Origin of the sequence: Thauera sp. 27, from assembly GCF_000310125.2 — a bacterium.
In the GTDB taxonomy this organism is placed as follows: Bacteria; Pseudomonadota; Gammaproteobacteria; order Burkholderiales; family Rhodocyclaceae; genus Thauera; species Thauera mechernichensis.
This window is the reverse complement of the sequence record NZ_AMXB01000012.1, coordinates 1-13,176: the sequence shown is the minus strand read 5'-3', so window position 1 is coordinate 13,176 and position 13,176 is coordinate 1. Positions and strand designations below refer to the sequence as shown.

Here is a 13,176-nt window from a genome sequence, read left to right as displayed (position 1 = left end):
CTGCCGTGAGCGCCGCACTCCCGCATACACCACCGGTAAGGGCCCCCGATGGATTTCATCCAGATCGTCATCCTTGCAATCCTCCAGGGCCTCACTGAATTCCTGCCCATCTCCAGTTCGGCGCACCTGATCCTGTTCCCACGGCTCGCTGGCTGGGACGACCAGGGTCTTGCCTTCGACGTCGCCGTGCACCTGGGCACTCTGGTTGCGGTGGTGTGGTACTTCCGCGACGAAATCACCGCCATGACGAAGGATTGGGCTGCATCGCTCGTCCGCAGGCAGCGCGTCGGCGACAGCCGCCTGGCGTGGGCCGTCATCCTAGGCACCATCCCGGTCGGACTCGCCGGACTGCTGTTCAAGGGCTTCATCGAGCAGGAGCTGCGCTCGCCGCTGGTGATCGCGTGGACCACGATCGGCTTCGGCCTGCTGCTCTGGGTCGCCGACCTGCATGGCCGCAAGGTCGCCCAGCCGCGCAGCGAACATGCGCTTTCCCGCCGCGACATCCTGCTCATCGGCTGCGCACAGGCCCTGGCGCTCATCCCCGGTACCTCGCGCTCAGGGGTCACGATGACCGCTGGGCTTCTGCTCGGACTGTCACGCTCGGGGGCTGCGCGCTTCTCCTTCCTGCTGTCGATTCCGGTGATCGTCCTCGCCGGTGGCCTGAGTGCGCTCGACCTTGTCCGGGAAGAACATGCCGTGGACTGGTCGGCAATGGCCTGGGGGGTGGTGCTGTCGGCAATCAGTGCCTACCTGTGCATCCACGTCTTTCTGAAGTTGCTCGACCGCATCGGCATGTTGCCCTTCGTGATCTACCGGCTCGCGCTGGGCGGCTTGCTGCTGGTGCTTTTCTGGGGGCACTGATGTGAGCTTCGCCCGCGCGCCCTTCACTGCGCTCGCCTGCCCACTTGATGGCGCACCGCTGCAGCACGGGGGCGCTTGCTGGCGTTGCGAGGCGGGCCACAGCTTCGACATCGCGAGCCAGGGCTACATCAACCTGCTGCCGGTGCAACACAAGCGCTCGAAGGACCCCGGCGACAGCAAGGAGATGGTCGCTGCACGGCGGCGATTCCTCGAGGCTGGCCACTACCGTCCCATCGCCGATGCAGTCGCCGCCGCACTGATCGAGCTTGGCGCTGCGCACACCGACGAGCTTGCCTGCCTGGACGCGGGCTGTGGCGAGGGCTACTACCTGCGCTGCGTAGCTGAATCCGTCGGCGAGGCCCACAACCTGAGTCTCGTCGGCCTCGACATCTCGAAATGGGCAGTGCTGGCCGCCGCGCGGCGGGATCCCCACACGTGCTGGATCGTGGGCAGCAATGCCCGGTTGCCGATCCTGCCCGGCACGCTCGATGCCGTGCTGTGCCTGTTCGGTTTCCCGGTGCATGCCGAGTTCGCGCGCGTGCTCAGGCCCGGCGGCATACTGCTGCAACTCGACACCGGCCCGAGCCACCTGCTCGCGCTGCGCGAGATCATCTACCGGAGCATCAAGCCCGAGCGCATGCTCGACGATGCGCCACCTGCAGGCTTCGAGCTGATCGAGCAACGCCGCCTGGCCTTCGACTTCGAGCTCGAAGGCGCTGCACTCATCGCCGACTTGCTGACAATGACTCCGCACCTCTACCGCACCAGCCCCGCCGGGCGCGAACGCGCAGCGGCGCTCACGCGACTCGCGCTTGGCGCCGAAGTGCGCCTGCGCGCCTACAGGCGGCTCGCCAGCGCCTGATCGCCGCTTGCCGGGGCAACACCGCCGCGCTCGGCGCGCAACTCGGCAAGCTCCGTGCGCAAGGCCTTCAGCTCCGCCATCACCAGCTCATGCTCGGTTACCACCAGTTCGCGGGTCTCCTCCTGCTCGGCATGATCGCTGGTATTCATCGCGTCCACAACGATGGCGATGAACAGGTTGAGGACCGCGAAAGTGGTGGTCAGGATGAAGACGACGAAGAACAGCCATGCAAGCGGATGCACCTCCATCACCGGGCGCACGATCCCCATCGACCATGACTCCAGCGTCATCACCTGGAACAGGGTGTAGAAGGACGCACCGATGCTGCCGAACCACTCCGGAAAGTCGGTTGCAAAGAGCTTGGTCGCCATCACCGCGGCCACGTAGAACACCAGCAGCAGCAGCGTCAGCACCGAACTCATGCCAGGGATCGCGCGCAGCAGCGCATTGACCACCTTGCGCATCGACGGCACCACCGAGATCAGTCGCAGCGCGCGCAGGATGCGCAGCGCACGCAGCACCGACACGCCCTCGCCCACCGGCAGCAGCGTGACCCCCACGATCAGGAAATCGAACACGTTCCAGCCGCTGCGGAAGAAATTGTGCCGATACACGACCAGCTTGAGCACGATCTCGAGCACGAAGATGGCGAGCGCGACACGGTCCAGCATGACCAGCGCACTACCGGCCGCTGCCATCACGGTGGGCGAGGTCTCCAGGCCGAGTGTGATCGCATTGATGACGATCACTGCGATGATGAAATTCTGGAATCGGGAGGATTCGACGAGCGCTTTGAGTGCGGACATGGCGTTACCAGGGCGAATCGAAATTGAACGGCGCGCAAGCTACCATTACACGCTTTCAAACACCACCTTGACGCCGGCCCTGCGCCGGAACACCTCGCCGCCGCACAATGCCGATCATCCCCGCCCGCCTCGAGCACAGCGCCGACGGCGTTCCCTACTCCAGCACCTTCGACGACATCTACCACTCGGCCGATGGCGCGCTCGGCCAGGCGCAGCACGTGTTCCTGGCCGGCAACGCCCTGCCCGAACGCTGGCAGGGCCGCGAACACTTCGTCATCGTCGAGACCGGCTTCGGACTCGGACTCAACTTTCTCGCCACCTGGGCCGCATGGCGAGCCGATCCGCAGCGTTGCAAACGCTTGCACTTCGTCTCCTGCGAACTGCACCCCTTCAGCACCGAAGACCTTGCCCGCGTGCATGCGCGCTGGCCGCAACTAGCCGCACAAGCGGACGCCTTGCGCGCGCAATGGCCCGCACTGACGCCGGGCCTGCACCGCCTGCACCTGGACAACGACCAGGTGACGCTGACGCTTTACTTCGGCGATGCACGCGAGGGCCTGGCCCAGCTGCTAGCCCGTGCAGACGCCTTCTATCTCGACGGTTTCTCGCCCGCACGCAACCCTGAGCTCTGGTCAGCGCGCATCTTTCACCTGCTTGCCCGCCTGGCCGCACCGGGCGCCACGCTTGCCACGTGGTCGGTGGCGGGCGAAGTCCGCGAAGGCTTGCGCCGCGCCGGCTTCGAGATCCGCAAGGCTGCAGGCTTCGGCGGCAAGCGCCAGATGCTGTGCGGCATCCTCGCCAACAGCGAGACGCGCTCGCAGACGGACGAACAGGCACTGCCAGCACGCGGACATGCGCTCATCGTGGGCGCGGGGCTGGCTGGGTGCAGCATGGCCGAACGCCTCGCCGCACGGGGCTGGACGATCGAACTGATCGACCAGGCAGCAGGCCCCGCAAACGGCGCCTCCGGCAACCTTGCAGGTGTGCTGCGCCCGCTACCCAGCCTGGACGACAACCGCATGAGCCGGCTCACACGCGCCGGCACGCTGCATGGCTGGGCGCACATCGCGCGCCTGCGCGCGCGCGGCCTCGCCGTGCAGGCGGACGCCTGCGGCGTGCTCCACCTTGCACGCGACGGCGCGCAAGCAGCCAAGATGCAGGCGGTGGTCGAACGCCTGGGCCTGCCCGCCTCGCATCTGAGCCACGTCGACACGGACGCTGCCGCACGCATCGCCGGCTGCACCGTCGCCGCGGGCGGATGGTGGTTCGCTGACAGCGGCTGGGTGCAACCGCCCAGCCTGTGCGCGGCCAACCTGGCCGCAAGCGGGCAAAGCCTGCACACGCACTTCGGCCGCAAGCTGGCTCAGCTCGAGCGCCAGGGCGGGCTGTGGCACGCCTACGACGACCAGCACCGGCTGATTGCGGCGGCGCCGGTGGTCATCCTTGCGGCCGGCGTCGGCGTACTCGAACTGGACACCGGCATGCGGCTCCCGGTAGTCAGTGCCCGCGGACAGGTGTCCCTGCTGCCTGCTGCCAGTGCCAGCCCGCCGCGCGTCGTGGTGTGCCGCGGCGGCTACGTGAGTCCGGAGATCGACGGACTGCGCTGCGCGGGCGCGACCTTCGACGTCGATGACAGCGAGCCTGCGCTTCGTGCCCGCGACCATGCCGACAACCTCGGCAAGCTCGAAGCCATGCTGCCTGGCTTCACCCATGGCCTCGACGCAACTGCGCTGCGCGGCCGTGTCGGTTTCCGCCCGGCCTCCCCCGACCGCCTGCCGATGATCGGCGCCCTCCCTGCGGACGGGACAGCCGCGCCACGGGCCGAACTCGCAGGTCTGGCGCGCCAGGCGGGACTGCATGTGCTGTCAGGCTACGGCGCACGCGGCCTGGTGTGGACGACATTGGCGGCCGAGAGCCTCGCCAGTGCGCTGTGCGCCGAACCACTGCCGCTGGAGCGCGACCTTTGGGAGGCACTCGATCCGGGCCGCTTCCTGCTCCGTCCGCCGCGCCCGGGGCGTACGGCCGAATGAGCGGCCGCAACATCGCCGAGTTGCGGGCCGCGCTCGAGCTGACCGGATGGCGGCTGGCAACGACGCAACGCCTTGCCCAGGTCGGCGACTGGACACTCGACCGCGACAGCGGAAGGATGACCTGGTCGCGCGAGCTCTTCCGCATGCTCGAGCGCCCTCAGCACCTGGGCGAACCGGACATCAACGAGGTCCTGTCCTACTACACACCGAGCTCGCTCGATCGCACCCGCGACCTCTTCTGGCACGCAATCGACACCGGCGATCGTTGTTCGCTGGAGCAAGAGGTGCTGCTGCCCTCAGGCAAGCAGCGTCACCACTTCACTGTCATCGAGCCGCACAAGGACGCAAGCGGTCGCGTCGTGAGACTCTACGGCACGGTACAGGACATCACCACGCGCAAACGCCTCGAGGCCGAGCGTATCCGCCAGCTCGCCCGCGTAGCCGAGCTGTCCCGCCACATGATCGAGATCGAGGAACGCGAACGCCGCCAGCTTGCGAGCGCGCTCCACGACCGCGCCAGTCCGAACCTCGCCGCGCTGCGCATCCTGTTCGCCAACCTCGCCGACAGCCTGCCCACACAAGTGCGCGCAGCGTGCGGAACGCTGCTGGAGGACGTCGACGCACTGCTGGCGGACACCACCGCAGGCATCCGCGAGATCTGCACCGACCTGCGTCCAGCCACACTCGATTACGCAGGTCTCGAACCTGCGCTGCGGGAATATGTCGAAGCGTTCAGAAAACGCACACGGCTCGATGTGGTGTTGACAACGGCCGGTGCCGAAACGCCCGGACTCGCCGCCGAGGCCCAGACCCTGCTGTTCAGGCTGGTGAAGGAGGCTTTGACAAACTGTGCCAAGCACGCATGCGCCGGGCAGGTTCGTATCGGGCTCGAGCGCGAGCCGACGCGCACGCGCCTGTCCATCGTGGACGACGGCGTAGGCTTCGAGCTTGCCCTGCTCGGACAACCGGGCAGCACGCCCGGACTTGGGCTGATCACGATGCGCGAACGCGTGGAGCTGGCAGGCGGCCAGTTCGTTCTGATGACCAAGCCTGGAGAAGGCACTGCCATACAGGTTTCCATCCCGCACCTGACTTGTTGACGGAGCGACCATCATGAAGCTTCGTATCGTGCTTGCCGATGACCACCAGATGTTCCGCCACGCCCTGCGTGCCCTGCTTGCCCGTGACAACGGCCTGGAGGTCGTCGCCGAAGCGGCGAGTGGCGACGAAGTCCTCGCTGTCGTCGCCCGCCAAGCGGTGGATCTCGTATGCATGGACGTCGCCATGCCGGGCATGAACGGCATCGAGGCAACCCGCAGGCTGTGTGCCAGCCACCCTGGCGTTCGTGTCATCGGCCTCTCGGCCTTCGCCGACCGCCAGTTCGTCATGGACCTGCTCAACGCCGGCGCCAGCGGCTACATCACCAAGGCAGAGGCTGGCGACGAGTTGCTGCGTGCGATCCGTACGGTGCAGCAGGGCCGTAGCTACATCTGCCCCGATGTGGCTGGGGCAGTTGCAGGCGCCCTGCGAGACCGCGACAGCCTCGAGACCGCGCTGCCCCGCCTCACCGCGCGCGAACGCCAGGTGCTCCAGCTCATTGCCGAGGGCTACACCTCACCGCGCATTGCCGAACGCCTGCATGTCGCCCCGTCCACCGTCGAGGTGCACAGGCGCAACATCATGCGCAAGCTCGACCTGCACAATGTCGCCGAACTCACACGTTACGCGATCACCAACGGCATCAGCCCAAGCACCGCAGGCGAGCTCTCTCGCCTGCCCTGACCTTGCCGGCGTCCGTCCCTGGCCGATGGCTACCGGGTTCACGGTATGCAGAACAGCGCGAAGCGGGTATGGGTGCGCAACGCGCATTCATATAGCATCGCCAGAACAAGCACTTTCCTGCAACGACCGTCCGGAGGCCTTCATGATCCACCAACCCAACGTCGAGAAATTCTCGGCAAACGCCCAAGCCAGCATCGAACACCTCGAGGCCTACGCACAGATCACCCTCTCCGCCGCGGAGAAACTGCTCGCACTCAACCTCGACACCGCACGCACCTTGTGCGAGCTGGCTTCGAACAGTGGCGCACAGCTCGAATCGGGCGACCTGCGCAGCGCACTCGCGACACAGGGCGTCACCCAGAGCAAGGGCTTCGAGCACCTCACCAGCTATTTGCGTGAAGTGAGTGAGCTCTGCGTGCAGACGCAAAGCGAGGTCGTCGAAGTGGGTTCCCGCCAGTTTGCAGACCTGCAACGAACCATGCAGTCGATGTTCGAGGAGGCCGGCAAGCTGAGCAAGGTCAACCCGCTGGAGGTCATCGTGCCCGCCACAACCACCGCGTCACGCACCCGCAAGGCAGCCTGACCAGGCGTACCAGCGCCCCGCTTCAAGCCCCGGCCTGCCGGGGCTTTTTTGTCGCCGCGATTTGCGTGCTTGATGATCATCAAGCACGCAAATCGATAGAAACCGCGCCAGCACTAGGGGTCCGAAAATATTGATGTCGATCAAAGCAGGGAACTTTCAGCCTGCAAGAGTGCGCCACCGAAGCAACTTTCACAGGGGTGAGCACATCATGATCGTAGGAAGTTCCAAGCATCTTCGCGCCATTGCAATCTCGGCCCTGGCTCTGGCCTGCCAGGCGGCCTTCGCCGAGGCTCCGGCCGGCCATAGTGACGCAGCAATGAAGGAATATCAGGCTGCAGGCTCGCCCTTGGCAGAGGTGCCGATGCACCATGACATCAACCCGCTCGCACCGCGCATGTCGGAGCCCGAGTTCGACAAAGCCAGCCGCATCTTCTTCGAACGCTGCGCCGGCTGCCACGGCGTGCTGCGCAAGGGTGCCACCGGCAAGGCGCTGACGCCTGACCTTACCCTCGAGAAGGGACTCGACTACCTGAAGGTCTTCATCAAGTACGGCTCGCCGGGCGGCATGCCCAACTGGGGCACCTCGGGCGTGCTCACCGACGACGAAGTCGACCTGATGGCACGCTACATCCAGCAGACGCCGCCCGCCCCGCCCGAGTTCGGCCTCAAGGAAATGGAAGCCTCGTGGAAGGTCGTGATCCCGGTGGAGAAGCGCCCCACGAAGAAGATGAACGACCTCAAGCTCGAGAACCTGTTCTCGGTGACGCTGCGCGATGACGGCAAGATCGCCCTCATCGACGGCGACAGCAAGCAGATCGTCAGCATCATCGAGACCGGATACGCGGTGCATATCTCGCGCATGTCGGCGTCGGGCCGCTACCTGTTCGTGATCGGCCGCGACGCCAAGATCAACCTGATCGACCTGTGGATGGAGAAGCCCGAGACCGTCGCCGAGATCAAGGTCGGCCTCGAGGCACGCTCGGTCGAGAGCTCCAAGGCCAAGGGCTGGGAGGACAAGTACGCCATCGCCGGGACCTACTGGCCGCCCCAGTTCGTGATCATGGACGGCGACACCCTGCAGCCGCGCAAGATCGTGTCGACCCGCGGCATGGTGGTCGGCACCCAGGACTACCACCCCGAACCGCGCGTGGCCGCCATCATCTCCTCGCACTTCAACCCGGAGTTCTTCGTCAATGTGAAGGAAACCGGCATGGTGTACTCGGTGGACTATCGCGACCTCGAGAACCTGAGCATCAAGATGATCGAGGCCGCGCCCTTCCTCCATGACGGCGGCTTCGAGTCCTCGCATCGCTACTTCATGGACGCGGCCAACGCCTCGGACAAGATCGCCGTCATCGACACCAAGGAAGGCAAGCTCGAGAAACTGGTGGACGTGGGCAAGGTGCCGCACCCGGGCCGCGGTGCCAACTTCCTCGATCCCAAGTACGGCCCGGTGTGGGCGACCGGCCACCTCGGCGATGAAACCATCTCGTTGATCGGCACCGACCCCGAAAAGCACCCGGACAACGCCTGGAAGGTCGTGCGCACGCTCAAGGGCCTGGGCGGCGGCTCACTGTTCCTGAAGACGCACCCCACCTCCAAGAATCTGTGGGTAGACACCACGCTCAACCCCGACGAGAAGATCAGCCAGGCGGTTGCGGTATGGGACATCGACAACATCGACAAGGGCTACGAGCTGATCCCGATCGGCGACTGGTCGGGCATCAAGGCCGGCCCCAAGCGCGTCGTGCAGCCCGAGTACAACAAGGCAGGCGACGAGGTCTGGTTCTCGGTGTGGAATGGTGCGGACCAGGAATCGGCCATCGTCGTGGTCGATGACAGGACGCGCAAGCTCAAGGCCGTAATCCGCGACCCGCGCCTGATCACGCCCACCGGCAAGTTCAACGTCTATAACACCCAGCACGACGTCTATTAATATCGAGGCTACCCGGAGGGCACGATGTCCGACCGGCCTCTGGTGCCGGCACCGCCGGTCGGACAACGGACAAAAGGCCTGAATCACTTGAACACACGGTTACGACGCGGTACTTGGGCACAACGGGACTTCCTGTCCCGCTGTGCCATCTTTTTTGGACTGTCACCCCAACGCCTCGAAGAACTCGAGCGCGCAGGGCGCCTCGTGGAACTCTCCAGCCACGCAAGCCTGTATCGCAGCGGCGAGCCCGTGCGCGACGCCTGGCTGTTGTGCAGCGGCAGCGTGGTGCGCTTCCAGCCACTCGAGGATGGTGGCCGGCGGGCCATCGAAGTCGTCCAGGGCCCTCAGTTGCTCAACCTCGGTGAGACCTTCAGCGCAACGCACTACCGCTCCTCGTGCGAAAGCAGCAGCCGCTGCATTCTCGTTGCGATCGACATGCGCGTGCTGCGGCCGATGATCAGCGCCGAACCGGCCTTGAGCGCATCGATCATCGAAGCGCTCGCGCGTCGCCTGTCGGCGACGGAAACCGACAGCCGGGGGCATCATCGCAGCACCACTGGCGCCCAGCGCATCCTCGACTACCTTCTCGAGCAAGCCGGCGAGCCAGGCAGGCTGGCAGGAGAAAGCACCGTCACGCTGAATGCCACCAAGAAGGTGATCGCATCTCAGGTGGGACTCACGCCAGAGGCCTTCTCGCGCAGCCTGCGCCAGTTGATCGACCAGGGGGTGCTCGTGGTCGACAAGCGCAATTTCCACATCCAACATGCGGCCTTGCTCGATACCGGGCTCGGTGACGCCGGCCATCGCCTGAGCTTTGCGCGCAAGACACGGCGCACGGCCACGGACATGCGTAACGGTCTCCCGCCCGGGGCGCTGATCAACCTCTGCGGTCGCCTTCGCTTCCTTTCGCAGCAGCTGGCCATCGCCTCGGCCCGGCTGGTGTGGGAGATCGCACCCGCTGATGCCCGGATCCGCCTGCGCCAGTTCGACGGCGAGTTCGAACGCACCCTGGCTCGTCTGCGCAAACTGCCACTGGAAGCGGCGTTGGAGGAACCTCTGGCGGCTGTCCTGAGCACCTGGCCGGCCTATCGCCAAGCCCTGTTATCGACTGCAGCCACCGCCCAGGACCGCTTGAAGCTGTTCCGCCTCAGCGAAGCAGTGCTCAACGTCGCGGACCACCTCACCAGCGTGGCTGCGCAGTGCGCCGGTACGCCCGACGCACGCTATGTGAACGTTGCGGGAAGGAACCGCATGCTGTCGCAGCGCATCGGCAAGCTGTTCCTGTTCCGCGAACTGGTCGACACGCAGGAGGAGATCGACGACCAGATCAGCGCATCGATCGTCGAGTTCGACGCCAACCTCGACGAATTGCGCCAAGGCAGTCGCCGGCTGCCGGAACTCATCGCCCAGCTCGACGAGGTCGCGCAGCAGTGGGAGCGTTTCAGCGCCGCGCTCGCGCCCGACCCCTCGCGGATGAACAGGAACCGCCACGCGCGCCTGCTGCTGGCCGAGGGCGACCGCCTGCTGCGCTACGTGGACACGGCAGTCAAGCTGTACGAACGCCTGACGAAGTAGAACCGGGCGAAAAACCGATCACCGACACCACCAAGCAGCAATGTCATCGACACGAAGACTGACCGCCATACGCGAGCGCATGCACGAGCTCGCAGGCATTCCACACAGCAGCCAGCATGGCGGCGAGCCCTGGGTGGCAAGTCTCGGAGGCCTGCTCGGAATCGCAATCGTGGTTGCGCTCACGCAGGGCATGGTGGGCAGCGAGGCGGCCGTGTTCGTGGTGCCCTCGCTCGGCGCTGCTGCGGTGATCGTGTTCGCCGCGCCGCACAGCCAGTTCGCGCAGCCCTGGCCCCTGCTGGCCGGAAACATGCTGTCGGCACTGGTCGGCGTGCTCAGCCAGCTCATCATCCCCGACCCGACGCTGGCCGGCGCGGCAGCGGTGGGCGGCGCGATCGGTGTCATGCACCTTGCACGCTGCATACATCCGCCCGGCGGTGCGACCGCACTGGCTGCGGTCGTCGGCGGCCCGGCGATCCACGACCTCGGCTTTGCCTATGCCCTCTATCCGGTCGGCCTGAACTGCCTGATCCTGGGCGCAACCGCCATCCTCTTCAACTATCCCTTCCCCTGGCGGCGCTATCCGGCCAGCCTCACCCACTACGCACCGCTGCCCCCTGGGCGTGGTGGTGGCGGCTACCCACTGCCCGGCGACGAACATGTACGCAAGGCAATGGACGAGCTCAATGTCGTGCTGGACGTCGGCACGGACGAACTTCGCCAGGTCGTCCACCGCGCGCTGGCAATCGCGCAATCCAGCGCCGACAGCAGACTGCCCCAGGTGAAGGCCGGTCACTTCTACTGCAACGACCGCCCGGGACAACAATGGTCCGTGCGCCAGATCATCGACGAGCACCGCTCGGCAAACCCGGACGAAGACATCGTCATCTATCGGGTCGTCGCCGGACGCGGCCTGGATCGTACCGGCCGCTGCACCAGAATCGAGTTCGCGCGCTGGGTCGGCAGCGAGTTTCGCCCCCGCCGCCAGCAGCGCTGAAGCGCGACGCTCAACCGCCGCGGAAAGCCTCGGTCACAGATGGCGGTCCAGGCGCGCCAGCACGCGCTCGCGGCCAAGCACTTCGAGCACCGCATCGATCGACGGCGTCTGCGGCACGCCCAGCACGGCCACCCGCAGCGGAATGGCCACCTGCGGCATCTTCAGGCCATGCTCGGCCATCGTGTCCTTGATCGCCTGCGACAGCGCAGCCTTGTTCCAGTCGGTGCCGGCAAGGCGGGCACGCAGGCTGACCAGCGCAGCGCGCGCGGCATCGGTCAGGTGCTGCCCGATCACCTCGGGTGCGGGATGAACATCGGCCACGAACAGCTCGGCCGAGTCCGCCAGTTCGTTGAGATTGGCGACACGGTCCTTGTACAGCGCCACCACGGCCTCAAGCGCCACCCCGGTTTCGGGATTGACACCGCGACGAGCGAGGCGGTTGGCAACTTCGGCAGCGAGAAAGCCGTCATCCGCCTTCTTGATGTACTGCGCGTTGAGCCAGTTCAACTTCTCGGTATTGAACTGCGCCGCCGAGGGGGTGATATGGTCGAGATCGAACCATTCGACGAACTGATCACGGCTGAAGACCTCGTCGTCACCATGGCTCCAGCCCAGGCGCGCCAGATAGTTGATCACGGCTTCGGGCAGGTAGCCGTCGTCGTCATACTGCATCACGCTCACCGCACCGTGGCGCTTGGAGAGCTTGGTGCCATCGTCGCCCAGGATCATCGACAGGTGGGCGTAGAGCGGCACCTCGGCGCCGAGCGCGCGCAGCACGTTGATCTGGCGCGGGGTGTTGTTCACATGGTCGTCGCCACGGATGACATGGGTGATGCCCATGTCCCAGTCGTCCACCACCACGCAGAAGTTGTAGGTCGGCGTGCCGTCGGCACGCGCGATGATGAAGTCGTCCATCTCGGCGTTGGCGATCTCGATGCGCCCCTTGACGAGATCGTCCCACGCCACCACGCCATCGGTCGGATTGCGGAAGCGCACCACCGGCTGCACGCCTTCGGGCGGCTGCGCCAGGGCCTTGCCCGCCTCGGGGCGCCAGCGCCCGTCATAGCGCGGCTTCTCGCCGCGGGCGCGCTGCGCCTCGCGGATAGCGTCGAGTTCCTCGGACGACATGTAGCAGTGGTAGGCGGTGCCGGCGGCCAGCATCTGGCCGATGACCTCCTTGTACCGGTCCATGCGCTGCATCTGATAGAACGGGCCTTCGTCATGCGCCAGGCCCAGCCAGTCCATGCCGTCGAGGATGGCCTGCACCGCCTCGGGCGTCGAGCGGGCGACGTCGGTGTCTTCGATGCGGAGGACGAAGGTTCCGCCATGGCGACGGGCAAAAGCCCAGGAGAACAGCGCGGTACGGGCGCCGCCGATGTGCAGGTAGCCGGTCGGGCTGGGTGCGAAGCGGGTGCGGACAGGACGGGAGGCAATGGCTTGGGACATGGCGAAAAGGAAACTGGATGCTTGAGCGAAGCGCGGATTCTAAGCGATTGCCGCGCCGCGGGGTGCCGTAGGCGCAACGCAAGTCGCGAGCTGTTCGCGGCCGGCCCCAGGCCCCGTCGCCTTCAACCCCTCGCGGCTCGCGCCGCTCCCACGCGGGGGCGATCCGCGCCGCGGGGTGCCGTAGGCGCGACGCAAGTCGCGAGCTGTTCGCGGCTGGCCCCAGGCCCCGTCGCCTTCAACCCCTCGCGGCTCGCGCCGCTCCCACGCGGGGGCGATGCGCGCCGCGGGGTGCCGTAGGCGC

Annotated in this window: 11 protein-coding genes; 9 read left to right on the top strand and 2 right to left on the bottom strand. The window is 66.2% G+C overall.

Annotated elements, in window-relative coordinates:
• Positions 1-48: 48 nt before the first annotated feature.
• Together B447_RS08300 and B447_RS08295 are read left to right on the top strand one after the other, a co-directional pair.
• On the top strand, positions 49-861 hold the full coding sequence (locus tag B447_RS08300) for an undecaprenyl-diphosphate phosphatase (RefSeq protein WP_002938630.1): 813 nt from the start codon (positions 49-51) through the stop codon (positions 859-861).
• Position 862: 1 nt separating this feature from the next.
• The gene (locus tag B447_RS08295) at positions 863-1,723 is read left to right on the top strand and encodes a putative RNA methyltransferase (RefSeq protein ID WP_002938628.1); all 861 of its coding nucleotides are present in this window, start codon (positions 863-865) and stop codon (positions 1,721-1,723) included.
• Here B447_RS08295 and B447_RS08290 read toward each other — a convergent pair.
• Positions 1,699-2,529 (bottom strand): ion transporter, encoded by an 831-nt coding sequence (locus B447_RS08290; protein WP_002938627.1) that lies wholly within the window; start codon positions 2,527-2,529, stop codon positions 1,699-1,701. The two genes, B447_RS08295 and B447_RS08290, sit on opposite strands and share 25 nt — an antisense overlap.
• Before the next feature lie 107 nt (positions 2,530-2,636).
• Between B447_RS08290 and mnmC the strand changes: the two genes are divergently transcribed.
• The 7 genes from mnmC (at position 2,637) to B447_RS08255 (ending at position 11,429) form a co-directional block, all read left to right on the top strand.
• Positions 2,637-4,559, top strand: coding sequence for a bifunctional tRNA (5-methylaminomethyl-2-thiouridine)(34)-methyltransferase MnmD/FAD-dependent 5-carboxymethylaminomethyl-2-thiouridine(34) oxidoreductase MnmC (mnmC, locus tag B447_RS08285; protein WP_002938626.1), 1,923 nt, complete (start codon positions 2,637-2,639; stop codon positions 4,557-4,559).
• Entirely contained in the window at positions 4,556-5,659 is a 1,104-nt protein-coding gene (locus B447_RS08280; protein WP_002938625.1) for a PAS domain-containing sensor histidine kinase, read from the top strand. The genes mnmC and B447_RS08280 overlap by 4 nt, the downstream gene beginning before the upstream one ends.
• Before the next feature lie 13 nt (positions 5,660-5,672).
• Complete coding sequence (locus B447_RS08275; protein ID WP_002938624.1) at positions 5,673-6,341, top strand: response regulator; 669 nt, start codon at positions 5,673-5,675, stop codon at positions 6,339-6,341.
• Positions 6,342-6,483: 142 nt separating this feature from the next.
• Complete coding sequence (locus B447_RS08270) at positions 6,484-6,924, top strand: phasin family protein (RefSeq protein WP_002938621.1); 441 nt, start codon at positions 6,484-6,486, stop codon at positions 6,922-6,924.
• Between the two features lie 208 nt (positions 6,925-7,132).
• Entirely contained in the window at positions 7,133-8,860 is a 1,728-nt protein-coding gene (locus B447_RS08265) for a nitrite reductase (RefSeq protein WP_002938619.1), read from the top strand.
• A gap of 204 nt (positions 8,861-9,064) precedes the next feature.
• Positions 9,065-10,435: a type IV pili methyl-accepting chemotaxis transducer N-terminal domain-containing protein gene (locus tag B447_RS08260; RefSeq protein WP_002938617.1), complete on the top strand. Its 1,371-nt coding sequence runs from the start codon at positions 9,065-9,067 to the stop codon at positions 10,433-10,435.
• 79 nt (positions 10,436-10,514) lie between these two features.
• Entirely contained in the window at positions 10,515-11,429 is a 915-nt protein-coding gene (locus B447_RS08255) for an HPP family protein (RefSeq protein WP_002927811.1), read from the top strand.
• Positions 11,430-11,462: 33 nt separating this feature from the next.
• Here B447_RS08255 and gltX read toward each other — a convergent pair whose 3' ends face one another.
• Positions 11,463-12,875: a glutamate--tRNA ligase gene (gene gltX / locus B447_RS08250; protein ID WP_002927810.1), complete on the bottom strand. Its 1,413-nt coding sequence runs from the start codon at positions 12,873-12,875 to the stop codon at positions 11,463-11,465.
• Positions 12,876-13,176 lie beyond the last annotated feature (301 nt).